The organism is Pseudomonas capeferrum, assembly GCF_000731675.1.
GTDB classification, from domain to species: Bacteria; Pseudomonadota; Gammaproteobacteria; order Pseudomonadales; family Pseudomonadaceae; genus Aquipseudomonas; species Aquipseudomonas capeferrum.
Genome location: NZ_JMIT01000006.1, coordinates 89,426 through 113,816 on the forward strand (window position 1 = coordinate 89,426; position 24,391 = coordinate 113,816).

Sequence of the window (24,391 nt, forward strand, 5' to 3'; positions counted from 1 at the left end):
ACGGGCTCTGAGGGCAATGGAGCCCTTCTGTTGCTTCAGTTTCACCGCCGAAGGTCGCCTAAGGTCTTAGTCGCGCGGGTTGCCAGCAGGGTGGCACTGTGCTGTATGCTTGGCCGGTCTTCAGGGCGGGGTGCAAGTCCCCACCGGCGGTAAATCGAAAGATGAGCCCGCGAGCGCCCCGGCCATGCCGGGGGTCAGCAGATCTGGTGAGACTCCAGAGCCGACGGTCATAGTCCGGATGAAAGAAGGCGTCAGGCAGGGGCCATTCGGGCGCCTCTGCGCGCGCGTTTTGTTCGCCCCGAGACGTTCATCGATCATTCACGAGGAGCGTTTCATGTCACCTATGCTGCAAAAGCAATTCCCCAACCTTTCTGCCGCCATCGCCGCCTTCCAGGCCGGGCGCCCCGTGCTGCTGCTGGACGACGACGACCGCGAGGACGAAGCGGACATCATCGCCGCCGCCGAAAACATCTCGTTGCAAACCATGGCCATGATGATTCGCGACTGCAGCGGCATCGTCTGCCTGTGCCTGGACGAAGCCACCGTGGACGCACTGCAGCTGGCGCCGATGGTGCAGAACAACCAGGCGCGCCACGGCACCGGCTTCACCGTCACCATCGAAGCGGCCGAAGGCATCACCACCGGCGTTTCGGCGCACGACCGGATTACCACCATCGCGGCGGCGCTGAGCTCGACAGCCGAGCAACGCCATATCGTCAGCCCTGGCCACGTGTTCCCGCTGCGTGCGCGCAACGGCGGGGTGCTGACCCGTCGTGGCCATACCGAGGGTTCGGTAGACCTGGCGCGCCTGGCCGGGCTGCGGCCGGCAGCGGTGCTGTGCGAGCTGATGAACCCCGATGGCAGCATGGCCCGCGGGAAGCAGGTGGCGGTGTATGCGCGGCAGTACAATTTGCCGGTGCTGACCATTGAAGAGCTGGCGCAGTATCGCGAGGCGATGGTGGCCCGCGAAGCCGAGATTGCCTGATAAACCGGCGGGGCCGCGCTGCGGCCCCAAAGCCTGACTGACGTTCACAAGTTTGCTCCCCTTGCCCTGCTCTGCTAGTGTCGCGCCGTTAAGAACGCCACCGAGACAGCCGCCATGGCCCGCAAAAAAGCCTCCCTCGATTTCGAGCAATCCCTCGCAGACCTGCAAGCCCTGGTCGAGCGCCTGGAGAACGGCGAGTTGTCGCTGGAAGATTCGCTGGCCGCCTTCGAGCAAGGTATCGCCCTGACCCGCGATTGCCAGGGCGCACTGGCTCAGGCCGAACAGAAGGTGCAGATTCTTCTGGAACGCGACGGCGAGCTGGCAGCCCAACCCTTCGACGCCGAGCCGCAAGCATGATCAACAGCTACCAGGCCAACTGCCAGGCCCGCGTCGACGCCGCCCTCGAACCCCTGTTCGAAGCGCCAACCAAAGAGCTCGAGCGGCTCTATGCCGCCATGCGCTACAGCGTGATGAACGGCGGCAAGCGTGTGCGCCCGCTGCTCGCCTACGCGGCCTGCGAAGCGTTGGGTGCGCCTGCCGAACAGGCCAATGGCGCGGCCTGCGCGGTCGAGCTGATTCACGCGTACTCGCTGGTGCATGACGACCTGCCGGCGATGGACGACGACGACCTGCGCCGCGGCCAGCCCACCACCCACAAAGCCTTCGACGAAGCCTGCGCCATCCTGGCCGGTGATGGCCTGCAGAGCCTGGCCTTCAGCGCCCTGCTCGACACGCGCCTCAGCCCGCAGTCCGACACCCTGCGCCTGGCCATGGTCCAGGCCCTGGCCAAGGCTGCCGGCCCGGCGGGCATGGTCGGCGGCCAGGCCATCGACCTGGGGTCGGTGGGTATCAAACTGGACCAGCAAGCCCTGGAATTCATGCACCGGCACAAGACCGGTGCGCTGATCGAAGCCAGCGTGCGCCTCGGCGCCCTGGCCAGCGCCCGCGCCGAACAGGCGCAACTGGATGCCTTGCAGACCTACGCACAGGCCATCGGCCTGGCGTTCCAGGTGCAGGACGACATCCTCGACGTAGAAAGCGACACAGCCACCCTGGGCAAGCGCCAGGGCGCCGACATCGCACGTGACAAACCGACCTACCCGGCCCTGTTGGGCCTGGAAGCCGCCAAGGCCTATGCCATCGAACTGCGCGACCAGGCGCTGGTCGCATTGCAAGGGTTTGGGGAAAATGCCGAGCCCCTGCGGGCGCTGGCACGCTATATCGTCGAACGCCGCAACTAAGCACCGACGCCAATCCCGCACAACCCGTGGTCGAATGGGCACTTTTCCCACAATGGGGTAAACTGCCGCGTCTTCACACCTATAACGACTCGCCTGATGCCCACGACGTTTCAAGAGATCCCCCGCGAACGCCCGGTCACGCCGTTGCTCGACCGCGCTGACACGCCTGCCGGCCTGCGCCGGCTGGCCGAAGCCGACCTGGAGACCCTGGCCGACGAGTTGCGCCAGGAACTGCTCTACACCGTGGGTCAGACCGGTGGGCATTTTGGCGCCGGCCTGGGCGTCATCGAGCTGACGATCGCCCTGCACTACGTCTTCGACACCCCGGACGACCGGCTGGTATGGGACGTCGGCCACCAGGCCTACCCGCACAAGATCCTCACCGGCCGCCGCCAGCGCATGCTCAGCCTGCGCCAGAAGGACGGCATCGCCGCCTTCCCGCGTCGCAGCGAGAGTGAATACGACACCTTCGGCGTCGGCCACTCCAGCACCTCGATCAGCGCAGCGCTGGGCATGGCCATCGCCGCCCGCCTGCAGAACAGTGCACGCAAGTCGATCGCGGTGATCGGCGACGGCGCCCTGACCGCCGGCATGGCTTTCGAGGCGTTGAACCACGCCCAGGAAGTCAACGCCGACATGCTGGTGATCCTCAACGACAACGACATGTCGATTTCGCGCAATGTCGGCGGCCTGTCCAACTACCTGGCCAAGATCCTCTCCAGCCGCACCTACGCAAGCATGCGCGAGGGCAGCAAGAAGGTGCTCTCGCGCCTGCCTGGCGCCTGGGAAATCGCCCGCCGCACCGAGGAATACGCAAAAGGCATGCTGGTCCCAGGCACCCTGTTCGAAGAACTGGGCTGGAACTACATCGGCCCGATCGACGGCCACGACCTGCCGACCATGATCGCCACCCTGCGCAACATGCGTGACCTCAAGGGCCCGCAGTTCCTGCACGTGGTGACCAAAAAGGGCAAGGGCTTCGCCCCGGCCGAAGTCGACCCGATCGGCTACCACGCCATCACCAAGCTCGAACCTGCCGACAAGCCCGCCGCGCCGAAGAAGCCCAGCGGGCCCAAGTATTCCGCTGTGTTCGGCCAGTGGCTGTGCGACATGGCCGCCAGCGACAAGCGCCTGGTCGGCATCACCCCGGCGATGAAGGAAGGCTCTGACCTGGTCGACTTCAGCGAACGCTACCCGGAGCGCTACTTCGACGTGGCAATTGCCGAGCAGCACGCGGTGACCCTGGCTGCAGGCATGGCCTGCGAAGGCAGCAAGCCGGTGGTGGCGATCTATTCGACGTTCCTGCAGCGCGCCTATGACCAGTTGATCCACGACGTGGCGGTGCAGAACCTCGATGTGCTGTTCGCCATCGACCGCGCCGGCCTGGTCGGCGAAGACGGCCCGACCCACGCCGGCAGCTACGACCTGTCGTACCTGCGCTGCATCCCCGGCATGCTGGTGATGACCCCGAGCGACGAGAACGAGCTGCGCAAGATGCTCACCACCGGCCATCTGTACAACGGCCCGGCGGCGGTGCGCTACCCACGCGGTACGGGCCCCAACGCGCCGATCAGCAGCGACCTTGAACCCTTGGAGATCGGCAAGGGCGTCATCCGCCGCCAGGGTGAGAAGGTCGCCTTGCTGGTGTTCGGCGTGCAACTGAGCGAGGCCTTGCAGGCTGCCGAGCAGATCAATGCCACAGTGGTCGACATGCGCTTCGTCAAGCCGCTGGACGAGGCACTGGTACTCGAACTGGCTGCCAACCATGAGCTGCTGGTAACCATCGAAGAGAACGCCATCATGGGCGGTGCGGGGGCTGCCGTGGGCGAGTTCCTGGCCAGCCAGGCGGTGACCAAGCCGCTGCTGCACCTGGGGCTGCCAGACCTTTATGTCGAGCATGCCAAGCCTGCGCAGATGCTGGCTGAGTGTGGGCTGGATGTGGCTGGGATCGAGGCTTCGGTCAAGGCTCGGATGGCCAAGCTCGGGCTGTAATCCTTGGGGCCGCTTTGCGGCCCATTCGCGGGACAAGCCCGCTCCCACAAGTACATCACTCTTCTCGAGAACAGTGACAAACCTGTGGGAGCGGGCTTGTCCCGCGAATAGTCTGGAACTGCCCATGAAAATCCCGAGCTTCACCGCCACCCTCCTGTGCCTGCCACTTCCGCTCCTGGCCGCTGAACGCGACAACGCCCTGAAACTGCCCGACGTCCTGATCAGCGCCAACCGCCAGGTCGAGTCTCGCACCGCCACCAGCGCCGCCAATACCATCTTCACCCGCGCCGACATCGACCGCCTGCAACCCACCAGCGTCACCGACCTGCTGGCCCGTGTCCCAGGCGTGCAAGTGGCCCCCACCGGCGGGCGCGGCAGCGTGCCCGGCATTTTCATCCGCGGCACCAAGGCGGCGCAGAGCCTGGTACTGGTGGATGGCGTGCGCATCGCCAACGCCACCTCTGGCGACAGTGGCCTGCAGTTTCTCGACGTTGACCAGATAGAGCGTGTCGAGGTGCTGCGCGGCTCCCGCTCGGCGGTATACGGCAGCGACGCCATGGGTGGCGTGATCCAGATCTTCACCCGCCGCAGTAGCGGCCCCGGGCTGCAGCCACGCCTGCGCCTGGCCGCCGGCAGCAACCAGACCTGGCAGCGCAGCCTGGGCCTGTCCGGTGGCGACGACGCCACCCGTTTCAACCTGGGCGCCAGCCTGGACGAGACTGCCGGCATTGACGCCACCGGCCCCTCCTTTGCCAGCGACGGCGATCATGATGCGTACCGCAACAAGTCACTCAACCTGAGCCTCAGCCACACCTTCGGCGAACGCTTCGAGGCCGGCCTGAACCTGCTCGACAGCCGCGGGCGCAGTGAATACGACAATCCGTACGGACGCTTTGATCAAACCACTAACCTCTCTTATGAGCAAAAACCCTACACCGACTTCAGCGTCAGCAGCCTGGGCACTTACTTCGACGCCCAGCTCAACAACACCTGGCATTCACGCCTGGAGCTTGCCCACAGCGAAAACCGTGACGACAAACGCGACAAGCTCAGCGATGAGCACTCCGTGTTCAACACCTATCGCGATCAGGTTACCTGGCAAAACGACCTGGCCCTGGGTGAGCAGCACAACCTGTTGATCGGCGGCGATTGGTACGAAGACCGCGTGCACGCCAACACCGATTTCAACAAGGACAGTCGCTGGAACCGCGCCGCCTTCATTCAGCATCGGTACAAGGGCGAGCGGTTCTCCACCGAACTGGGGGTGCGCCGCGACCAGAACCAGCAGTTCGGCGGCCAGACCACCTGGAGCGGTAGCCTTACCGTGCCCTTGAACGCGCACAATGATGTGCTGCTGTCCTACAGCGAAGGCTTCCGGGCACCGACATTCAATGACCTGTATTACCCACAGTTCAGCAACCCCGACCTGAACCCGGAGCATTCCCGAAGCTACGAGTTGCAATGGCGCAGCCAGCTTGCCGCCGACAGCCGGCTGGAGACCTCGCTGTACCGCACCGACCTGCGCGATGCGATCATCTTTGGCCAGGACTCGATCCCACGCAATGTCGCCTCGGCGCGGGTCAACGGGTTTGAACTGTCACTCGATCAGCAATGGGGCGCGTGGCGCAGCCAGCTGGGGCTGGCGCTGATCGACCCACGTGACCGCGACAGCGGCCATACCCTCGCCCGCCGTGCCCGCCGTACCGTGAGCCTGGACCTGGACCGCGCATTCGGGCCGTTCAGCGTGGGCGGGAGCTGGCAAGCCGTCAGCAGCAGCTACGATGACGAAGCCAACCGCAACCAGCTCGCCGGCTTCGGCCTGCTCGGCCTGCGGGGTAGCTGGGCAGCAACGGATGAGCTGAAACTGGAAGCGAAGCTGGACAACCTGCTGGACCACAGCCACAGCCGTGCCCGGTACAGCTACGAGGGCGCCAGCCACGGTTACCGCGAGGAAGGCCGCACCGTGTTGCTGAGCGTCACCTGGACGCCGGCGCTCTAGCGTCGAGCAACGCACACAGGCGCGCGGTGGCCTCGATCATCTGCCCGCTGGGCCGCTCCAAGCCCTTGTCCGGCACCACCAACAGACGATCCCCAGCCACAGCACTCAGACGTGGCCAAGCCTCCCAACTTGCCAGCTGCGCCTGGTCACCCGCCAGAATCACCTGGGGGTCCTGCTGCAATACAGATTCCACGCTCACCTGGGGCGCCGGCTGGCTCAGATCGGCGAAAACATTGCGTGCGCCGCACACGGCCAGGGCATCGCTGACCACCTGCCGGCCACCCAGGGTGTACAACGGCTTGTCCCAGACTTGATAGAACACCCGCAGCGGCTGCTCACGCCGATACTGCTGACGCAGGTGCCGCAGCCTGTCGCGCAAGGTTTGCGCATAATGCCGGCCCTGCTGGTCACGGCCGACGCGCTGGGCGATGGCTTCGATCTGATCGATCAATTGGTCAATGCTATGGGGCTCGGCGCTGAACGCGGCGATGCCCAGGCGCTTGAGCTGATCACGCTGCGCTGGCGCGACACTGCCCGGCCACAGCAGCAGCAAGTCAGGCTTCAAGCTGAGCAGGCGCTCCATGTTCAGTTGCCCCAGACGGCCCACAGAAGGCACATCCTGCAGCGCTGGCGGGCGCTCGCCGCCGTCGAGCATGCCGACCAACAGGTCATCGGCCTGCAGCTCGAGCATGATCTCGCTCATCGAAGGCGCCAGGCTGACCACCCGCAGCGGCTCAGCCGCGCTGGCGGCACAGGCGCACAGCGCCAGCAGCCAGAGGAAGACGCGCATCAGCCCAGCTGACGAGGAATGCGGTACAGGTAGAGCACGACCACCGTGGACAGTGCCAGAAGAATCTGCGGCACCGCCTCCAGCCCCACCAGCACCGACAGCGCGGCGACCCAGGCAGGGAAGCAGGCATACAGCATGGCCAGGCGCCGCACCCGCGCCAGCTCGATCCAGGCTGCCGGCTCCTCGCTGCTGCCGAGCACCTTGGCGGTACTGATCAAGGCACGCTTGTAAGCGCCAAAGCGCGGCAGGCTGAGGAACATGGTCGCCGCACCGGCGATGAACAACGGCATGGCCAGCACCGGGATCAATGGATCACCGCCACCAAAAGCCCAGGCCATCACCGGCAGCGGCATTAGGCCTATCGCCAGGTATTGCCACCAGGCCAGGGCCAGGCGCCGCTTGACCTCGGCGCGGGTCACGCCTGGGGCACCTCGCCCTGGTGTTCGTTGCCCAGCATGTGGCCGAGCTTGCCGGCCTTGGTGGCCAGGTAGTAACGGTTGTGCGGGTTGTGCCCGGTATGCAGCGGCACACGTTCAGCGACGACGATGTTCATGTCGGTCAGGGCCTTGACCTTGCGCGGGTTGTTGGTCATCAGGCGCAGGGCCTTCACCCCCAGGTGCTCGAGCATCGGCAGGCAGATGGCATAGTCGCGCTGGTCGGCGGCAAAGCCCAGGCGTTCGTTGGCTTCGACGGTATCGGCGCCGCCGTCCTGCAGTTCGTAGGCGCGGATCTTGTTCAACAGGCCAATGCCGCGGCCTTCCTGGCGCAGGTACAGCAGCACGCCACGGCCTTCACGGGCGATAGCCTGCAGGGCAGCTTCCAGTTGCGAGCCGCAGTCACAGCGCTGGCTGAACAGGGCATCGCCGGTCAGGCACTCGGAATGCAGGCGCCCCAGCACCGGCTCGCCGTCCGCGATATCACCCAGGCTGAGCACCACATGCTCACGGCCGGTGGCTTCGTCGAGAAAGCCATGCATGGTGAAGGTCGCAAAGGGCGTCGGGAGTTTAGAGGCGGCAACAAAGACGACGGGCACGTTGTGCTCCTGGCATAAGTAGGAAATTTCTGTTGCGGCGATTGTATCAGCAGGTCGGCACCTGTGCGCTGGCTGAATACCGTCGCTTAAGATCGAAAAGTTCGATGCTTAGCAGAGGCCCGCCCTCAAGACGCCGAACCTGTATGGGAGCGGGTAGCGCTCACTGCGGCTGGCTGTCGGTGGTGAACGGATACGGCTGTTTCCAGTGCTCGAAAATCGGCTTCAATTCACCGCTGCGCACCAGCTCGGCCATGCGCTTGTCGAACAGGTCGCGCAGCGCCTTGGACTTTTCGTTGTGGGCAAATGCCAGGTACAGCGGTAGCTCGGCGACATGGGTTTTACGAAAACGCGCAGGCTCGGAAGCCTGGCCCAGCACGTAGTCGACTTCGGTCAGCGCATCGATGTAGAAGTCCACTCGGTCATGTTCGAGCATCGGCAGAATGCCCTCGCGGCGCTGGATTTCGCGGAAGTTGTGCGCATTGGGCAGATAGCTGGCGTAGTCGTAGCCGCGCACCCAGGCCAGGCGATACCGGCCGACCGTGCTGGGTGTGGGCACAGGCTTGGCGACCAGCCCCAGGGCGTAGATATGGTCCATGTCGAAGTGCCAACGCGGGTAGAGGTTGTCGTCAGCCTCGTCCTTGTAGGAGCCGACCCAGGCATCGGCCTCGCCCCGTTTGACCAGCCCCACCGCACGGCTGTAAGGCGCGCTCTGGGTAACGACCTTGACCCCGGCAGGCTCGAACACCTTGCGCAGTACATCCCAGGCAACCCCGCTACCGTCGGCGTTGGTGTAGTCGAGCCATTCTTCGCTGACCAGATGGACCTGCTTCGGCACACCTTCGGCCGCCCCCACCCAGGGAGCAAAGCCCAGCAGCATTGCCAACAGCACAGTCCTTATGGCCATCTACGCGCTCCCTGTCTCAGGCAACCGCCCACACCAGAACCTGCATACCCAGCCAGGCGAACACGCCGGCCAGGACATCGTCGAGCATGATCCCGACCCCGCCATGCACATGGCGGTCGATCCAGCGAATCGGCCATGGTTTGAGGATGTCGAAGAAGCGGAACATCAGGAACCCCGCCAGCAACCATTGCCAGCCTTCCGGCACCAGCCAGAGGGTGATCCACATGCCCACCATCTCGTCCCAGACAATGCCCTCATGGTCATGCACGCGCAAGTCATTGGCGACTTTGCCACACAACCAGAAGCCGAAAAGCATGGTCACGCCCAGCAGCAGCCAGTAACCCCAGTCTGGCAGCATCTGCCACAGCGGAATGAACGGTATGGCCACCAGCGAGCCCCAGGTGCCCGGCGCCTTGGGCAAGGTGCCGGAGCCGAAGCCGAAGGCGATGAAGTGCCAGGGGTTGCGCCAGACCGAGGGCGGAACGAACTCCGCAGGCACCTGATTGGGGTGATCGGTCACGGTGTCTCCCTAAAATGTTGATAGCCGCGTTGCCGCGGGGTGATGTCCTGGCCCTGCCGGTCACGCAGGCTGACGCCTTGGCCCTCGAGCACGCGCCCGATGACATGAAACGCCGCCAGGCCTTGCGCCTGCAGGGATAAAAGCTGCGCCGGCGGCAAAGTGAACGCCAGCACATAGTCGTCGCCACCGGTCAGGGCCGCCTGCACGGCGGCCTCATGGCCGAGCAAACCCTGCAGAGCGGATGACATCGGCACCTGCTCCAGGTTCACCTCGAGCGCCACGCGGGAAGCCTTGGCAATATGCCCGCAGTCGGCCAGCAGGCCGTCGGAGATGTCCAGTGCCGCGCTGGCTCGCCCGCGCAACAGCTGCCCCAGGGCGAACTGCGGCGAAGGCGACCAGTAGTGATCGAGCAGCGGCTGGGCGAGTGCGGCCTCGGCCTGGCGCTGGCCCAGGACCAACGGCAAGGCGCCGGCGGCGTTGCCCAGCTCCCCCCCCACGCACAGAAGGTCACCCGGGCGAGCACCACCACGGCGCAACGCCTGCCCGGCCGGCACGCGGCCAAACACGGTCATGGTGATACTCAAGGGGCCGCGGGTGGTGTCACCGCCAATCAGGCTCAGCTGGCAACGCCGGGCCATACGGTTAAGGCCGTCAGCGTAGGCTTGCAGCCAGTCGGCGCTGACATCGGGCAAGGTCAGGGCAAGGGTGAAGCCGATGGGGGTGGCGCCCATCGCCGCCAGGTCACTGGCGGCCACGGCCAGCGAGCGCTGGCCAAGCAACAAGGGGTCGCAGACCGCAGGGAAGTGCACGCCGGCCACCAGGGTGTCGGTGGACACCGCCAGTTGCTCGCCCGCAGGCAAATCCAGCAGCGCGCAATCGTCACCGATGCCCAGGGCCACACCTTCACCACCTTGCGCACAGGGCGCGGCGGCGAAGTAATGGCTGATCAGCTCGAACTCACCCATGGTCGGCCAGCGCCGGGATCAGCGCTTGTTCGCCTTGGCTTCCGCTTCGCGCAGCGAAGGGGCGAGCTTGTCCAGCACGCCGTTGACGAACTTGTGGCCGTCGGTGGCACCGAAGACCTTGGCCAGCTCGATACCTTCGTTGATCACCACGCGATACGGTACATCGACGCGCATCATCAGTTCCCAGGTGGACAACCGCAGCACAGCCAGTTCGACAGGGTCGAGCTCTTCCAGCGCCAGCGCCAGGCAAGGCTTCAGGGCCGCGTCGATCTCGTCCTTCTTGGCCGGGACCCCATGCAGGATCTCGCGGAAGTAGGCGCCATCGACATCGGTGAAATCGTTATCGACCCGGAACTGCGCTTCGATCTCGTTTACCGACTGACGCGCCATGTGCCACTGGTACAGCGCCTGAGTCGCGAGCTTACGGGCTTCGCGGCGCTTGGCGCTTTTCGAGGGCTTGCCGGCATCCGCAGGTTTTGGATCGCGCGGGTTGAAACGATCGCTTTCGTCGCTAATCACTTGGCCTCCAACTGCGCCAGCAGGCTGACCATTTCCAGAGCGGACAGGGCAGCTTCAGCACCTTTGTTGCCAGCCTTGGTGCCGGAACGCTCGATGGCCTGTTCGATGGAGTCGACGGTCAGAACGCCGAAGGCCACCGGAACACCGAACTCCATGGACACCTGGGCCAGGCCCTTGGTGCATTCGCCCGCCACGTACTCGAAGTGCGGGGTACCACCGCGGATCACGGCGCCCAGGGCGATGATCGCGTCGTACGCGCCTTGCTGGGCGACCTTCTGTGCTACCAGCGGGATTTCGAACGCGCCCGGGGCACGGATGATGGTGATGTCGCTTTCGCTGACACCGTGGCGTACCAGGGCATCAACGGCACCGCTTACCAGGCTTTCGACGACGAAGCTGTTGAAGCGGCCAACCACCAAAGCATAGCGACCTTTGGGGGCGATGAAGGTACCTTCGATGGTCTTCAGGGTCATTCCGATGTTCTCATGTTCAAGAGCGAGGCCGCATACAAGCGGCCTCGGCAGGGGTCTGGACTCGAGTAGAGGGCGTCAATGCCGCCTCAAGTCACTCGGAGGGCACGTATTCTACAACTTCCAGATCGAATCCGGATATCGCATTGAACTTCATCGGCGAACTCATCAGGCGCATCTTGCGCACACCGAGGTCGCGCAGGATCTGCGAACCGGCACCCACGGTGCTGTAGGTGGTCGGTACCTTGGTCGGTGCATCGCCCGCGCTTTCGCGGATGTGCGCCAGCAGCACGTCGCCGTCCAGCGGGTGGCCCAGCAGCAGTACCACGCCGCTGCCAGCTTCGGCCACGGCAGCCATGGCGGCGCGCAGGCTCCAGCGGCCCGGTTGCTTGACCAGCAGCAGGTCGCGCAGCGGGTCCATGTTGTGCACGCGCACCAGGGTCGGCTCTTCGGCGCAGATATTGCCCAGGGTCAGGGCCATGTGCACGTCGCCTTCCACCGCATCGCGGTAGGTGACCAGGTTGAACTCGCCCAGCTCGCTCTCCACCGGCTGCTCGGAGACGCGTTGTACGGTGCGCTCGTGGATCATGCGGTAGTGGATCAGGTCGGCGATGGTGCCGATCTTCAGGCCGTGCTCGGCGGCGAACACTTCCAGCTCGGCGCGGCGCGACATGGTGCCGTCATCGTTCATCACTTCGCAGATCACGCCGCTCGGCTCGAAGCCGGCCATGCGCGCCAGGTCGCAAGCGGCCTCGGTGTGGCCGGCGCGGGCCAGGGTGCCGCCCGGCTGGGCCATCAGCGGGAAGATGTGGCCCGGGCTGACGATGTCCTCGGCCTTGGCGTCCTTGGCAGCGGCAGCTTGCACGGTACGTGCGCGGTCGGCAGCGGAAATGCCGGTGGTGACACCTTCGGCAGCCTCGATCGACACGGTGAACTTGGTGCCGAAGCCGGACCCGTTACGCGGCGCCATCAGCGGCAGCTTGAGCGTTTCGCAGCGCTCGCGGGTCATCGGCATGCAGATCAGGCCACGGGCATGCTTGGCCATGAAGTTGATGTGCTCAGGCAGGCAGCACTCGGCCGCCATGATGATGTCGCCTTCGTTCTCGCGGTCTTCGTCATCCATGAGGATGACCATTTTGCCCTGGCGGATGTCTTCGACCAGTTCTTCGATGCTGTTGAGCGCCACTCGGCACCCCCTTCTCAATCAGGATTTCAAGAAGCCGTTGGCGGCCAGGAAGCTTTCGGTAATGCCACTGCCCTTGCTCGGTTCGCCAGCCTTGTCGCCCAGCAGCAGACGCTCCAGGTAACGGGCCAGCAGGTCGACCTCAAGGTTTACCCGACGCCCTGCGCGGTAGTCGGCCATGATGGTTTCGGACAGGGTGTGCGGGACAATGGTCAGCTCGAACTCGGCGCCATTGACCTCATTGACCGTCAGGCTGGTGCCGTCGACGGTGATCGAACCCTTGTGGGCGATGTACTTGGCCAGCTCCTTGGGTGCACGCACGCGGAACTGGATAGCGCGGGCGTTATCGCTGCGCGAGATGATTTCGCCGACACCGTCGACGTGGCCGCTGACCAGGTGGCCGCCCAGGCGGGTGGTGGGGGTCAGGGCCTTTTCCAGGTTGACCTTGCTGCCGCTCTTGAGGTCGATGAAGGCGGTGCGCTTGAGGGTTTCGACGCTGACGTCGGCCCAGAAGCCATCGCCCGGCAGTTCGACGGCGGTCAGGCATACGCCGTTGACGGCGATGCTGTCGCCGAGCTTGACGTCACCCAGGTCGAGCTTGCCGGTCTCGACGTAGACGCGCACGTCACCACCTTTGGGGGTCAGGCTGCGGACAGTGCCGATGGATTCGATGATGCCGGTGAACATGGGGTCTTCCTCAAGAACGGGTTGCGCAGGGCAAGCCTGGCATTATACGCCGGACGCCGGCAGGGGGATGGCCGTGACCCGCCAGTCATCGCCCACAGCGCGCATTTCGGTAATTTTCAGTCGCGGCGCTTCGCTCATCGTTGCCAGGGGCCACTCCAGCAGCGGGCGGGCCTGGGAGCCCAGGAAGGTACCGGCGACGAACAACTGGTACTCGTCGATCAGGCCTTGCCGGGCGAACGCACCGGCAAGGCCTGCGCCGGCTTCCAGCAGAATTTCGTTGACGCCACGCTGGGCCAGCACACGCATCAACGCGGGCAGGTCGACCTGGCCATCGGCGCCTGGCAGGCTCAGCAGCTCGTGGCCCGCCTCGGCGTACCGCGCATCTGCTGCGGCAGCCGTCACCACCAGGGCCGGGCCAGCCAGGAAGAACGGCGCATCCAGCGCCAACCGCAGGCGGCCATCGATCAGCACGCGCAGCGGTGGGCGGCTCAATGCCAGGGCACGGGTTTCATCATCCAGGCCAAGCTCTGCGCCACGCACGGTCATGCGTGCGTTATCGGTCAGCACGCTGGCGGCGCTGGTGAGCACCACACTTGAACGGGCGCGCAGGCGCTGCACCGCAGCACGGGCGGCGGGGCCGGTGATCCATTGGCTTTCGCCGCTGGCCATGGCGGTGCGGCCGTCCAGGCTCATGGCCAGCTTGGCCCTGACGAACGGCAGGCCGTGCTCCATGCGCTTGAGAAAGCCTGGATTGAGGGCCCGAGCCTCGGCTTCGAGCACGCCGCTGTGGACCTCGATACCCACCGCTGCCAGGCGCCGCAGCCCCTGCCCCGCTACCTGTGGGTTGGGGTCCTGCATCGCCGCCACCACGCGGGCCACGCCGGCCTTGACCAGAGCTTCGGCGCACGGCGGCGTGCGGCCATGGTGGCTGCAGGGTTCGAGGGTGACATAGGCGCAGGCGCCGCGGGCACGCTCACCGGCCTGGCGCAGGGCATGCACCTCGGCATGCGGCTCACCGGCGCGCACGTGCCAGCCCTCGCCCACCACCTCGCCATCGCGCACGATCACACAGCCCACGCGCGGGTTGGGGTGGGTGCTGTAGACACCCTTGCGAGCCAGTTCCAGGGCACGGGCCATGTAGTGGGCGTCGAGAATCGCGGTCTGGCTGGGCATGCTCACTCTTTGGCTGGCTCACGGGCCAGGCGGTCGATTTCTTCGCGGAATTCGTCGAGGTCCTGGAAGCGTCGGTACACCGAGGCAAAGCGGATATACGCCACTTCGTCGAGTTTGCGCAGCTCGGCCATCACCAGTTCACCCACCACCAGCGACTTGACCTCGCGCTCGCCGGTGGCGCGCAGGCGGCTCTTGATGTGCGCCAGCGCCGCTTCCAGGCGTTCGACGCTGACCGGGCGTTTTTCCAGTGCCCGTTGCATGCCTGCACGCAACTTGTCTTCGTCGAAGGGCTGGCGCGTGCCGTCTTGCTTGATCAGCCGCGGCAGCACCAGTTCGGCAGTTTCGAAGGTGGTGAAACGTTCGCCGCAGGCGACGCACTCGCGACGGCGGCGCACTTGCTCGCCCTCGGCGACAAGACGAGAGTCGATGACCTTGGTGTCGTTGGCACCGCAAAAGGGACAGTGCATGGTGGCAGGCAACAAAAAAAGGGAGGGCCATGGTAGCGCATCCCACTGGCAAGACAAGCCAAAGGGGTTAACATCCAGGGAAATCTGCCCCTGAAGGATGACCCAATGCACCATCGAGCGCTCGTCGTGCTGTGCTGCGCCGCCTTGCTTGCCGCTTGCGGTAGCGACCGGCCCAAGCCCGAACAGGCCCAGGCGCCCGCGCCAGCAAAATCGGCCAAGAAAACCCAGCCCCTTGGCCCGCTGCCCGCCTACCAGCGCGAACTGAGCGGTACCTTGCTGGAAGTCCCGGCCGGGGCCGATGTGGAGCTGGCCCTGCTGGTCATCGACGAACGCGACCGCCCGCAACGCCTGCTGGCCAGCAGCAACCTGAGCGGCACCGGGCAGGCGCTGCCTTACCAGTTGCGCTTCAACCCCGAGGCTTTTCCGGCCGGTGCCCGGGTAGAGCTGCGTGGCCGTGCCAGCCGCTCTGGCCAGCTGATCATGCACCTTCCGCCGGTACGCATTACCCAGGCACAGACCCAGGCCACCGGGCCGCTGCGCTTCGAGAAGGCACCGTAAGTGGCACCCCTGGCACTGCAACAGGCCCTCAGCGGCCTGATCGGCGAAGCGCGCCTGGTGGCCAGCGAGCTGCCTGAATGCGAACTGAAGCTCTGGCTGATCGACGACCAGAACATGGACCGCGCATTCAGCAGCGAAGAAACCCGGCGCATCCTCGAAGAGCCACCCTACTGGAGCTTCTGCTGGGCCAGCGGCCTGGCCATGGCCCGTTACTTGGCTGCACACCCGCACTGGGTGGCCGGCAAGCGCGTGCTCGATTTTGGCGCCGGCAGCGGTATCGTCGGCATTGCCGCAGCCCGCGCTGGCGCCCTGGAAGTGGTGGCCTGCGACCTCGACCCGCTGGCCCTCGACGCCTGCCGCGCCAACGCCGCGCTGAACGGGGTGGCGCTGGGTTACAGCAGCGATTTCTTCGCCGAGGACGACCGCTTCGACTTGATCCTGGTCGCCGATGTGCTGTATGACCGCGCCAACCTGCCCCTGCTCGACGCCTTCCTCGGCCGTGGTCGCCAGGCCCTGGTGGCGGACTCACGGGTTCGCGACTTCTGCCACCCGCTGTACCGGCAATTGGGCGTGCTCGAGGCACTGACCCTCCCAGACCTGGCCGAGCCCCACGAATTCCGCCGGGTCAGCCTGTACCACGCTAGCCGCGAGCCTTTATAGTGGTGCCATTCACGAGTTTGCGAGAGTCGCGATGAGCCAAGACACGCCGTACATTTTCGACGCCACCGATGCCACCTTCCAGCAACTGGTCATCGAGAACTCTTTCCACAAGCCGGTGCTGGTGGACTTCTGGGCCGAGTGGTGCGCCCCGTGCAAGGCGCTGATGCCCTTGCTGGCGAAGATCGCCGAGGGTTACCAGGGCGAGCTGCTGCTGGCCAAGATCAACTGCGACGTAGAACAGCAGGTGGTCGCCCAGTTCGGCATCCGCAGCCTGCCGACCGTGGTGCTGTTCAAGGACGGCCAGCCGGTCGATGGTTTTGCCGGTGCGCAGCCGGAGTCGGCGATCCGCGCACTGCTCGAACCGCACGTGCAAATGCCGGCCGCCCCTACCGCTTCGCCACTGGAACAGGCCAAGGCGCTGTTCGCCGAGAGCCGTTTTGCCGAAGCCGAAGCGCTGCTGCAGGCGCTGCTTGGCGAAGACAACAGCAATGCCGAGGCGCTGATCCTGTACGCCCGTTGCCTGGCCGAACGCGGTGAGTTGGGTGAAGCCGAGGTCGTGCTGGATGCGGTCAAGACCGACGAGCACAAGGCTGCCCTGGCCGGTGCCAAGGCGCAACTGACCTTCCTGCGCCAGGCCGCCAGCCTGCCAGAAGTTGCCGACCTCAAGAGCCGCCTGGCGCAGAATCCGCTGGATGATGAAGCCACTTACCAACTGTGCATTCAACAGCTGGCGCGTCAGCAGTACGAGCCAGCATTGGAAAGCCTGCTCAAGCTGTTCCAGCGCAACCGCGGGTACGAGAATGGTCTGCCACACAAGACGCTGCTGCAGGTGTTCGAATTACTGGGCGGTGATCACCCCTTGGTCGGTGCGTATCGGCGCAAGCTTTTCGCCGCGATGTATTGAAGCGACAAGCCACTGCTATCGTGAGTCGCTCATGGCGACGAAGGTGTCGACATCCATCAGTGGGACAGGGATCACGATGAAAGCCCAATACCAGTAACGCTGTCGTTCATCCGGCTCAATGGCCTGAACCACCGAGAATGTACTGCTGTGGCCTGGGGTGAACGTCCCATCCTGGGCCATGCGACCATCCCCGGCGACCACTTGCCACTCTATCACCTGGGGGTCGACCTCTACCTGAGCGCCCCCGATGCCGATGTAGTACAACCTTAGCGATACACGCCCGTTGTGGTTGCGCACCCTGAAAAAATGCGTAGGGAACGCGTTGACAATCACGAAGGTGGATTGAAAAACACGCCCGTAGTAACGGCTTTCCAGCACATCGATGGTCAATAGCTCGCCAAGACTGGCTTTGAGTGCACAGGGTTTCTGCGTCTTGCCATCCTGATCGTATTCAGGTTGAGGATCTGCCGGCGGGCAGTACCAGCAGCCCGAACGATCAGGCTCGTAACGCCCCTTGGAAGATTCGCCAAGCTGCCATGACACACCGGGCAGCGTTTGCGGCGTCAGCGCCACATGGGTCCGGCTGCGCACACCATCCACGACTTTGATCAACGGCTCGGCGTGATACATGCCCTCCGAGTTGACGGCCGCTGGTGGACTGAAAAACCGGTCCTTGTACCAAACGAAGCTCACGGGCGCGGACCTGCCAACGCTGAGACTTCTGATCCCGCCTTCCGGGTAGAGCAGGCTGGCAAGCCCCATGAAGTGCCGGCTGGGCGGTGCGACGCTGGGGATGATACGGTCATCCACGAGTGCCTGGGCAACATGACCCTCTTCGCCGAGCACCCAGGCACCGTCCACCGGAATGCGGCCGCCAGGCTCTGCCTGGTAGGTCATATAGAGGTTGCAGGCCATGGTGAAGGGGTCCCATCGGCTCCGTTCAGGCACCATGCGAATGGCAAAATACAGTGGCTTGATCAGCCAGTCACTCCCAGGTTCGATGGACAGCCGGCGCATCCTGATGACCCGACGCTCGTCCGGTAACGCTTCAAATCGCGCGCGAAAACCCTCTGCGGCTTCTTCGTCGCGCTTCAAGGAGTCGAGATAACCCAAAGCAAAAGTCGATCCCTTGGCCACCTGGAGCCTGAGGACCTTCTCGGCATCCAGCGTGCCGACAAACGCATCGAAGTGGAACTGCTGATGCAAATAGTAGGGTTCGCCCGCCTCTACGGCTATGAGCTCGCTGACTTTGCGGATGACTTCGCCAAGATCCCTGCGTATGGAAGTACGCACGAACCTGGCCAGCCTCCGGCGAATGAGGATGGGCCGTTCATGAGGATAGGGTTGAAACTCGAGCCAAGGCAGGCCGAGCAATCCCGTGCAATGCTCCCAGCTTGTACCCGGGCTGATGACGCGCTCGAAGTCAAAGGCTTCGGTGTCTTCAGGGCGCGTGTCACCCACGCCTTGATGCCACACCGCATAACTGTAATTGACTGGCCTGGAGTAGAAATCAAGCCGTACTTTCCAGCCGAACAAATCGTACTGAGACCGCATTTCATCGCTCATCTGCCGATGCTCCTGAACGGGCGAGGCCTATTCTAAGAACACAAGCAGCGATGCAACTACTGGCAGATTTACCAGGTCCGAGGCGGGTCGAGCTGCGGGCTAACCAAGCCAGGTAAACACGGGGGCATCTGCACCACTCGTCACCTTGACCTGCGCGCAATGGCGCAGACGGACCAACAGCCGTTTGGCCTGCGCCGGGCTTTCGCCCAGTGCTTCAAGACGGTCCAGCAGTTGCGGGCCATTGAGTTGCCCCGCCTGGCGCAGCAACGCTTGCGCTGCGGCCCAGATGCGGTCGTCCTGGCGCGGCGCGCCCGTCACTTCGTCAGGCGTTTCTCGGGGCACCGCTGGCACTGCGAGCTGTCCGCCCAACTGCGCCCATTCTGCCGGCTCCAACTCGATGGACAAATCCACCGGCCAATCTCCAATCTTTCCGCGAATTCGCACGATCTTTTCCTTGAGCACAGGTCAATGTGGCCATGCTACAGCAACATGAAACCTGCACCACACAGGCTGGCGGCGCAGAGAAAAGTTGTTATAACATTACCAAATCATTCCCAGCCTGCTCCTGGAGCCTTCCATGCGTCGCCTGCTGCTCGCCTTGCCCTTCGCCCTGCTGCCCCTTTCCATGGCGCATGCCCACCATGACCATGACCATGATCACGCCCATGGCACCCTCGGTGCCCACGAGCACGGCGTGGCCAAGCTCAATGCCGTGCTGGATGGCAATACCCTGGAGCTGGAGCTGGACAGCCCGGCCATGAACCTGGTCGGCTTTGAACATGCCGCCAGCAGCGATGCCGACAAGGCCAAGGTGGCCGCCGTGCGCCAGCAACTCGAACACCCCTTGCAACTGTTCGGGCTGGCCGCGGCTGCCGGCTGCAAGGACGATGCACAAGCGCTGGAAAGCCCCCTGTTCGGCGACGCGCCGAAAGCCGACGACGATGGCGACGAACATGAGCACGGCCACCAACACAGCGACATCGGTGCGCATTATCAACTGACCTGCGCGAACCCGGACACGCTCACCCAGATCGACCTCGCCCCCCTGTTCAAAGCCTTCCCGGCAACCCAGAAGATCAACGTACAACTGATCGGCCCAACAGGCCAGAAAGGCGTGGAAGCAACGCCTGCCAAGGCTGCGGTCGCGTTCTGAATGGGCCAGCCGCTGATCGAACTGCATGACCTGGTCTTCGCCTGGCCAGGTCAGCCGGCCCTGCTGGATATTCCCGCCTTTCATCTGGCGGCCGGCGAGGCGCTGTTTCTCAAAGGCCCAAGCGGCAGTGGCAAGACCACCCTGCTGGGCCTGCTGGGCGGGGTGAACCTGCCTAACCAGGGCAGCATTCGCCTGCTTGGCCACGACCTCGGCAGCCTCGGCCAGGGCGCGCGCGATCGCTTCCGGGTCGACCACACCGGTTACATCTTCCAGCAGTTCAACCTGCTGCCGTTTCTTTCGGTGCGCGAAAACGTCGAGCTGCCCTGCCGCTTCTCGCGTAGCCGAGCCACACGGGCGGCCGAGCGCCATGGCAGCGTCGATAACGCTGCCGCCACGCTGCTTGCCCATCTGGGCCTGGGTGACCCGGCCCTGCTCGCCCGTCGCGCCGACAGCCTGTCGATCGGCCAGCAGCAACGGGTTGCCGCCGCACGGGCGCTGATCGGCCAGCCCGAACTGGTGATCGCCGACGAACCGACCTCGGCCCTTGATGCCGACACCCGCGAAGCGTTCATCCGCCTGTTGTTCGACGAGTGCCGCGCGGCCGGCGCCAGCCTGTTGTTCGTCAGCCATGACCAGAGCCTGGCCCCCCTGTTCGACCGGCACCTGTCCCTGGCCGAACTCAACCGCGCCGCCAAGCCCCGGGAGGCCTGATGTACCTGCTTCGTCTTGCCCTGGCCAGCCTGGCCAACCGCCGTTTCACCGCCTTCCTTACCGCGTTCGCCATCGCCTTGTCGGTGTGCCTGTTGCTGGCCGTGGAGCGGGTACGCACCGAGGCCCGCGCCAGCTTCGCCAGCACCATCAGCGGCACCGACCTGATTGTCGGCGCCCGCTCGGGGTCGGTGAACCTGCTGTTGTATTCGGTGTTTCGTATCGGCAACGCCACCAACAACATCCGTTGGGACAGCTACCAGCACTATGCCCAGGACCCACGGGTAAAGTGGGCGATCCCCATTTCGCTCGGCGACTCGCACCGCGGCTATCGCGTGATGGGCACCACCGGCGACTATTTCAGCCATTACCAGTATGGCCGCAGGCAGCACCTGGAACTGAGCCAGGGCCGTGCGTTCGCCGACGACCCGTTCGAAGTGGTGCTCGGCGCCGAGGTCGCCGAGGCGCTGCACTACCGGCTCGGCGACAAACTGGTGCTGGCGCATGGCGTGGCGGCCATCAGCCTGGTCAAACACGACGACAAACCCTTCACCGTGGTCGGTGTGCTGAAACGCACCGGCACCCCGGTCGACCGCACCCTGCACATCAGCCTGGGCGGCATGGAGGCCATTCACATCGACTGGCACAACGGCGTGCCGGCCCGTGGCGCGGGGCGCATCAGCGCCGAACAGGCCCGTACCATGGACCTGCAACCCGCCGCCATCACCGCATTCATGCTCGGCCTGAACAGCAAGATCGCCACCTTCAGCCTGCAACGGGAAATCAACGAGTACCGCAACGAACCCTTGCTGGCGATTTTGCCCGGGGTTGCCCTGCAAGAACTGTGGAGCCTGATGGGTACCGCAGAGCAGGCGCTGTTCGTGGTTTCGCTGTTCGTGGTGCTGACCGGGTTGATCGGCATGCTCACGGCCATTCTTACCAGCCTCAACGAACGCCGTCGGGAGATGGCGATCTTGCGTTCGGTAGGTGCCCGCCCCTGGCATATCGCAGGGCTGCTGGTACTCGAGGCGCTGTCGCTGGCAGTGGTGGGGACCGTGGCCGGGCTGGGGCTGTTGTACGCTGGCATCGCCGGGGCGCAGGGCTATGTGCAGGCCAACTACGGCTTGTTCCTGCCACTGGCCATGCCCAGTGCGCACGAGTGGACGCTGTTGGCTATCATCCTCGGCGCAGCATTGCTGATGGGCAGCGTGCCGGCCTGGCGTGCCTACCGGCAGTCGCTGGCCGATGGCTTGTCGATTCACCTTTGAGAACCGTCATGACCTCAAACCTCACCGCCTGCTTCGCGGGTATACCCGCGAAGCGGCCAGTGCACGCCGTGCAGATCGTCCTGCTTGTGCTGCTCACGCTGGCGTTACCTGCCTGGGCCACCGACCCTCGCGAACTCGACTGGCCCGCATTGATCCCCGAAGGCGCACCCGTCATCCCGCCGCAGCTGGCGCCACTGCACGACCTGTCACAACTGAGCGACGCCCTGTCTGCCGAGTCGGCCCCCGCCGCCCACCAGCAGGCGCCGAATGCACCGGTGGTGCAAAGCCTGGACGGCCAGCAGATCAAACTGCCCGGCTACATCGTGCCGCTGGAAGTCAGCGAGGAAGGCCGCACCACCGAGTTTCTGCTAGTGCCCTACTACGGCGCCTGCATCCACGTGCCCCCGCCGCCGTCGAATCAGATCGTGCATATTTTCAGCGAGATGGGCGTGCGCGTCGAAGACCTCTATCAGCCCTACTGGATCGAGGGAAAACTGCAGGTCAGAGCCTCCAGCAGCGAGCTGGCCGACGCCGGATACCAGATGGAAGCCGAGAAAATATACGCTTATGAGCTGAAGTGAGAACTGTTTCGAATTCGTTACGACGCTTCTTTGAGCTGGATCAAACTTTCTGTTTAGACGCCTCCGTACCATTGGACTACTCGATTATTAATGTCCTCTGGGAGCTTCCATGAACAAGTCCTTGCTTGGCGCCTCGCTTGTGGCCCTCGCCCTTGCCGCCCCTGCCGCCCACGCCTACCAGGCGGGCGATATGATTCTGCGCGCCGGCGCCATCACTACCGCGCCGAACGAAAGCAGCGGCGACCTGAAGTTCGATGGCAACAAGGTGTCGGGCACCAAGGCGACCCTGGACAGCGACACCCAGCTGGGCCTGACCTTCGCCTACATGCTCACCGACCACATCGGCCTGGAGTTGCTGGCGGCCACCCCGTTCAAGCACACCGTCGGCGTCAAGGGCCTGGGCGGCGGCCTGGACGGCAAGCTGGCCGACATCAAGCAACTGCCACCGACTCTGTCGCTGCAGTACTACCCGATGGAACCCAACTCCAGGTTCCAGCCGTATGCCGGCGTGGGCATCAACTACACCCTGTTCTTCGATGAAGACCTGAGCAGCGCACGCAAGCAACAGGGCTTCAGCAACCTGAAACTGCAGGATTCGGTGGGCATCGCTGGCCAGTTGGGCATGGACTACATGCTGACCGACAACCTGCTGGTCAACGCCTCTGTCTGGTACGTCGACATCGACACCAAGGCCAGTGTCAACGGCCCGACCGCACTGGGCTACAGCAAGACCAAGGTCGACGTCGACGTTGACCCGTGGGTGTACATGGTCGGCCTTGGCTACAAGTTCTGATCCCGGGCCGGGAGGGCGGCCACGGCCGCGCTCCCGGTGCTCGACACCAGCCAGCAGCCCAGCGCTGTGGCACTGATCCCCGCCCCCAATCCGCACACCGCAGCCCATCCCCAACGGGCATAGACCCAGGTCGCCAGTACCGCACCCAGGCCGCTACCCAGCGAATAACAGCACATGTAGGCGCCAATCAGCCGGCTCGCCAGGGCGCTGCGCCCGGCCAACAACAGGCTCTGGTTGGTGACATGCACCGCCTGCACAGCGAAATCGAGCAATACCACGCCCAGCAGAAACGCCACTAGCGAGTGCTCGACGAACGCCGTCGGCAGCCACGACAGCGTCAGCACGCCCAAGGCCAGACCGGTGGTGCGATCGCCCCGCCCTTGGTCGGCCAGGCGACCGGCCCGGGCAGCGGCCAAGGCCCCCGCCACACCCGCCAGGCCAAACAGCCCGATCTGGGTATGGTTGAGCGCCAGGGGTGACGCACTCAGCGGCAGCACCATGGCGCTCCACAGCACGCTGAAGGCGGCGAAGATCAATAATCCATACAACCCTCGCTGGCGCAGCAGCGGGTCTTGTCTGAACAAAGCAAACAGCGAGCCGATCAGCGCCAGGTAACTGGACCGCTGCGCCGCAGGCCGGGTGCCAGGCATGCCGTTCCAGAGCAGCCCGGCCATCAGCACCAGCACCCCGGCTGCGGCAAAATAGACGACGCGCCAGCCGGCCACGTCGGCGACCACGCCAGACACCAGGCGCGCCAACAGAATGCCCAGCACCACCCCGCTGGTGACGGTGCCCACCGCCTGCCCCTGTTGCGTGGGGGTGGCCAGGGTCGCGGCATGCGCCACCATCACCTGCACCATGACCGCCATCAGCCCGACCATGGCCAGCGCCACCAGCAGCACCGCCCAGCCCCAAGCCATGCCGACCGCCACCAACGCCAGCGCCGAAACCAGCAATTGGCCGATGATCAGGCGCTTGCGGTCGATGAGGTCGCCTAACGGCACGATCAGCAGCAAGCCCAGCGCATAACCCGCCTGGGTAGCACCCACCACCCAGCCGATGCGCTGCTGCCCTACCCCAAGGTCCAATGCCATCGACTCAAGCAGTGGCTGGGCGACGTACACGGTGGCCACGGCCATGGCACAGGTGAGCGCCAGCAACAGGGTCATCGCTTGGGTCAGACGAGGGGGTGAAGTGCTTGAGGCGTGCATGGCGTATCCATCCGAACTGGTTTCAAATTAAAACCACATGTGGCTTTCTAGCAAATGTGGT

Annotated in this window: 28 protein-coding genes and 1 riboswitch; of the genes, 13 read left to right on the top strand and 15 right to left on the bottom strand. The window is 64.7% G+C overall.

Features of this window, described 5'->3' with window-relative positions; all coding sequences use genetic code 11:
• Positions 1-112: 112 nt before the first annotated feature.
• Positions 113-254, top strand: a riboswitch (FMN riboswitch).
• Between the two features lie 80 nt (positions 255-334).
• From ribB to PC358_RS26055, 5 genes are all read left to right on the top strand, one after another.
• A complete protein-coding gene (gene ribB, locus PC358_RS26035; RefSeq protein WP_033703431.1) occupies positions 335-985 on the top strand; it encodes a 3,4-dihydroxy-2-butanone-4-phosphate synthase in 651 nt (216 codons plus the stop codon).
• 114 nt (positions 986-1,099) lie between these two features.
• Positions 1,100-1,342: an exodeoxyribonuclease VII small subunit gene (locus tag PC358_RS26040; RefSeq protein WP_033703432.1), complete on the top strand. Its 243-nt coding sequence runs from the start codon at positions 1,100-1,102 to the stop codon at positions 1,340-1,342.
• Positions 1,339-2,226: a (2E,6E)-farnesyl diphosphate synthase gene (gene ispA / locus PC358_RS26045; RefSeq protein ID WP_033703434.1), complete on the top strand. Its 888-nt coding sequence runs from the start codon at positions 1,339-1,341 to the stop codon at positions 2,224-2,226. Before PC358_RS26040 ends, ispA begins: the two co-directional genes overlap by 4 nt.
• A gap of 96 nt (positions 2,227-2,322) precedes the next feature.
• Positions 2,323-4,218, top strand: coding sequence for a 1-deoxy-D-xylulose-5-phosphate synthase (dxs, locus tag PC358_RS26050; RefSeq protein ID WP_033703435.1), 1,896 nt, complete (start codon positions 2,323-2,325; stop codon positions 4,216-4,218).
• Positions 4,219-4,342: 124 nt separating this feature from the next.
• Positions 4,343-6,217: a TonB-dependent receptor domain-containing protein gene (locus tag PC358_RS26055; protein ID WP_033703437.1), complete on the top strand. Its 1,875-nt coding sequence runs from the start codon at positions 4,343-4,345 to the stop codon at positions 6,215-6,217.
• Here PC358_RS26055 and PC358_RS26060 read toward each other — a convergent pair.
• From PC358_RS26060 to nrdR, 12 genes are all read right to left on the bottom strand, one after another.
• Entirely contained in the window at positions 6,195-7,007 is an 813-nt protein-coding gene (locus tag PC358_RS26060; RefSeq protein WP_033703438.1) for a cobalamin-binding protein, read from the bottom strand. The two genes, PC358_RS26055 and PC358_RS26060, sit on opposite strands and share 23 nt — an antisense overlap.
• Positions 7,007-7,426: a hypothetical protein gene (locus PC358_RS26065; protein ID WP_033703439.1), complete on the bottom strand. Its 420-nt coding sequence runs from the start codon at positions 7,424-7,426 to the stop codon at positions 7,007-7,009. Before PC358_RS26065 ends, PC358_RS26060 begins: the two co-directional genes overlap by 1 nt.
• Entirely contained in the window at positions 7,423-8,040 is a 618-nt protein-coding gene (gene ribA, locus PC358_RS26070) for a GTP cyclohydrolase II (protein WP_033703440.1), read from the bottom strand. The genes PC358_RS26065 and ribA overlap by 4 nt, the downstream gene beginning before the upstream one ends.
• A 160-nt stretch (positions 8,041-8,200) precedes the next feature.
• On the bottom strand, positions 8,201-8,944 hold the full coding sequence (locus PC358_RS26075; protein WP_033703442.1) for a substrate-binding periplasmic protein: 744 nt from the start codon (positions 8,942-8,944) through the stop codon (positions 8,201-8,203).
• Positions 8,945-8,960: 16 nt separating this feature from the next.
• Positions 8,961-9,464 (bottom strand): phosphatidylglycerophosphatase A family protein, encoded by a 504-nt coding sequence (locus PC358_RS26080; RefSeq protein WP_033703443.1) that lies wholly within the window; start codon positions 9,462-9,464, stop codon positions 8,961-8,963.
• A complete protein-coding gene (gene thiL, locus PC358_RS26085; RefSeq protein ID WP_033703444.1) occupies positions 9,461-10,429 on the bottom strand; it encodes a thiamine-phosphate kinase in 969 nt (322 codons plus the stop codon). The genes PC358_RS26080 and thiL overlap by 4 nt, the downstream gene beginning before the upstream one ends.
• An 18-nt stretch (positions 10,430-10,447) precedes the next feature.
• Positions 10,448-10,948 (bottom strand): transcription antitermination factor NusB, encoded by a 501-nt coding sequence (gene nusB / locus PC358_RS26090; RefSeq protein ID WP_033703445.1) that lies wholly within the window; start codon positions 10,946-10,948, stop codon positions 10,448-10,450.
• Positions 10,945-11,421: a 6,7-dimethyl-8-ribityllumazine synthase gene (gene ribH / locus PC358_RS26095; RefSeq protein ID WP_003255395.1), complete on the bottom strand. Its 477-nt coding sequence runs from the start codon at positions 11,419-11,421 to the stop codon at positions 10,945-10,947. Before ribH ends, nusB begins: the two co-directional genes overlap by 4 nt.
• A gap of 91 nt (positions 11,422-11,512) precedes the next feature.
• On the bottom strand, positions 11,513-12,604 hold the full coding sequence (ribBA, locus tag PC358_RS26100) for a bifunctional 3,4-dihydroxy-2-butanone-4-phosphate synthase/GTP cyclohydrolase II (RefSeq protein WP_033703446.1): 1,092 nt from the start codon (positions 12,602-12,604) through the stop codon (positions 11,513-11,515).
• Positions 12,605-12,622: 18 nt separating this feature from the next.
• A complete protein-coding gene (locus tag PC358_RS26105; protein WP_033703448.1) occupies positions 12,623-13,288 on the bottom strand; it encodes a riboflavin synthase in 666 nt (221 codons plus the stop codon).
• 42 nt (positions 13,289-13,330) lie between these two features.
• Complete coding sequence (gene ribD / locus PC358_RS26110; RefSeq protein WP_033703449.1) at positions 13,331-14,461, bottom strand: bifunctional diaminohydroxyphosphoribosylaminopyrimidine deaminase/5-amino-6-(5-phosphoribosylamino)uracil reductase RibD; 1,131 nt, start codon at positions 14,459-14,461, stop codon at positions 13,331-13,333.
• Between the two features lie 2 nt (positions 14,462-14,463).
• Positions 14,464-14,928, bottom strand: a complete 465-nt coding sequence (nrdR, locus tag PC358_RS26115) for a transcriptional regulator NrdR (RefSeq protein ID WP_016393425.1) — start codon at positions 14,926-14,928, stop codon at positions 14,464-14,466.
• A gap of 105 nt (positions 14,929-15,033) precedes the next feature.
• On the opposite strand from nrdR, the gene PC358_RS26120 reads away from it, so the two are divergent.
• Genes PC358_RS26120 through trxA form a run of 3 tightly spaced genes read left to right on the top strand, consistent with a single transcriptional unit; the run spans position 15,034 to position 17,050 of the window.
• Entirely contained in the window at positions 15,034-15,486 is a 453-nt protein-coding gene (locus PC358_RS26120) for a YbaY family lipoprotein (protein WP_033703450.1), read from the top strand.
• Entirely contained in the window at positions 15,487-16,146 is a 660-nt protein-coding gene (locus tag PC358_RS26125; protein WP_033703452.1) for a class I SAM-dependent methyltransferase, read from the top strand.
• A gap of 31 nt (positions 16,147-16,177) precedes the next feature.
• Entirely contained in the window at positions 16,178-17,050 is an 873-nt protein-coding gene (gene trxA, locus PC358_RS26130) for a thioredoxin (protein ID WP_033703453.1), read from the top strand.
• 15 nt (positions 17,051-17,065) lie between these two features.
• On the opposite strand, the gene PC358_RS26135 is transcribed toward trxA, so the two are convergent.
• Both PC358_RS26135 and PC358_RS26140 read right to left on the bottom strand, forming a co-directional pair.
• On the bottom strand, positions 17,066-18,616 hold the full coding sequence (locus tag PC358_RS26135) for a hypothetical protein (protein WP_033703454.1): 1,551 nt from the start codon (positions 18,614-18,616) through the stop codon (positions 17,066-17,068).
• Between the two features lie 99 nt (positions 18,617-18,715).
• Positions 18,716-19,060 (bottom strand): hypothetical protein, encoded by a 345-nt coding sequence (locus PC358_RS26140; RefSeq protein WP_033703455.1) that lies wholly within the window; start codon positions 19,058-19,060, stop codon positions 18,716-18,718.
• A gap of 133 nt (positions 19,061-19,193) precedes the next feature.
• Between PC358_RS26140 and PC358_RS26145 the strand changes: the two genes are divergently transcribed.
• From PC358_RS26145 to PC358_RS26165, 5 genes are all read left to right on the top strand, one after another.
• A complete protein-coding gene (locus PC358_RS26145) occupies positions 19,194-19,769 on the top strand; it encodes a DUF2796 domain-containing protein (protein ID WP_033703457.1) in 576 nt (191 codons plus the stop codon).
• The gene (locus PC358_RS26150; RefSeq protein ID WP_033703458.1) at positions 19,770-20,480 is read left to right on the top strand and encodes an ATP-binding cassette domain-containing protein; all 711 of its coding nucleotides are present in this window, start codon (positions 19,770-19,772) and stop codon (positions 20,478-20,480) included.
• Positions 20,480-21,745 carry an ABC transporter permease gene (locus PC358_RS26155; RefSeq protein ID WP_033703459.1) on the top strand — a complete coding sequence of 422 codons (1,266 nt, stop codon included), beginning with the start codon at positions 20,480-20,482 and terminating at the stop codon, positions 21,743-21,745. Before PC358_RS26150 ends, PC358_RS26155 begins: the two co-directional genes overlap by 1 nt.
• Positions 21,746-21,753: 8 nt before the next feature.
• Entirely contained in the window at positions 21,754-22,326 is a 573-nt protein-coding gene (locus PC358_RS26160; RefSeq protein WP_033703461.1) for a DUF3299 domain-containing protein, read from the top strand.
• Positions 22,327-22,435: 109 nt separating this feature from the next.
• A complete protein-coding gene (locus PC358_RS26165; protein WP_014589498.1) occupies positions 22,436-23,119 on the top strand; it encodes an OmpW/AlkL family protein in 684 nt (227 codons plus the stop codon).
• Here the strand turns inward: PC358_RS26165 and PC358_RS26170 are convergent.
• On the bottom strand, positions 23,107-24,330 hold the full coding sequence (locus tag PC358_RS26170; protein ID WP_033703462.1) for an MFS transporter: 1,224 nt from the start codon (positions 24,328-24,330) through the stop codon (positions 23,107-23,109). The genes PC358_RS26165 and PC358_RS26170 overlap by 13 nt on opposite strands.
• Positions 24,331-24,391 lie beyond the last annotated feature (61 nt).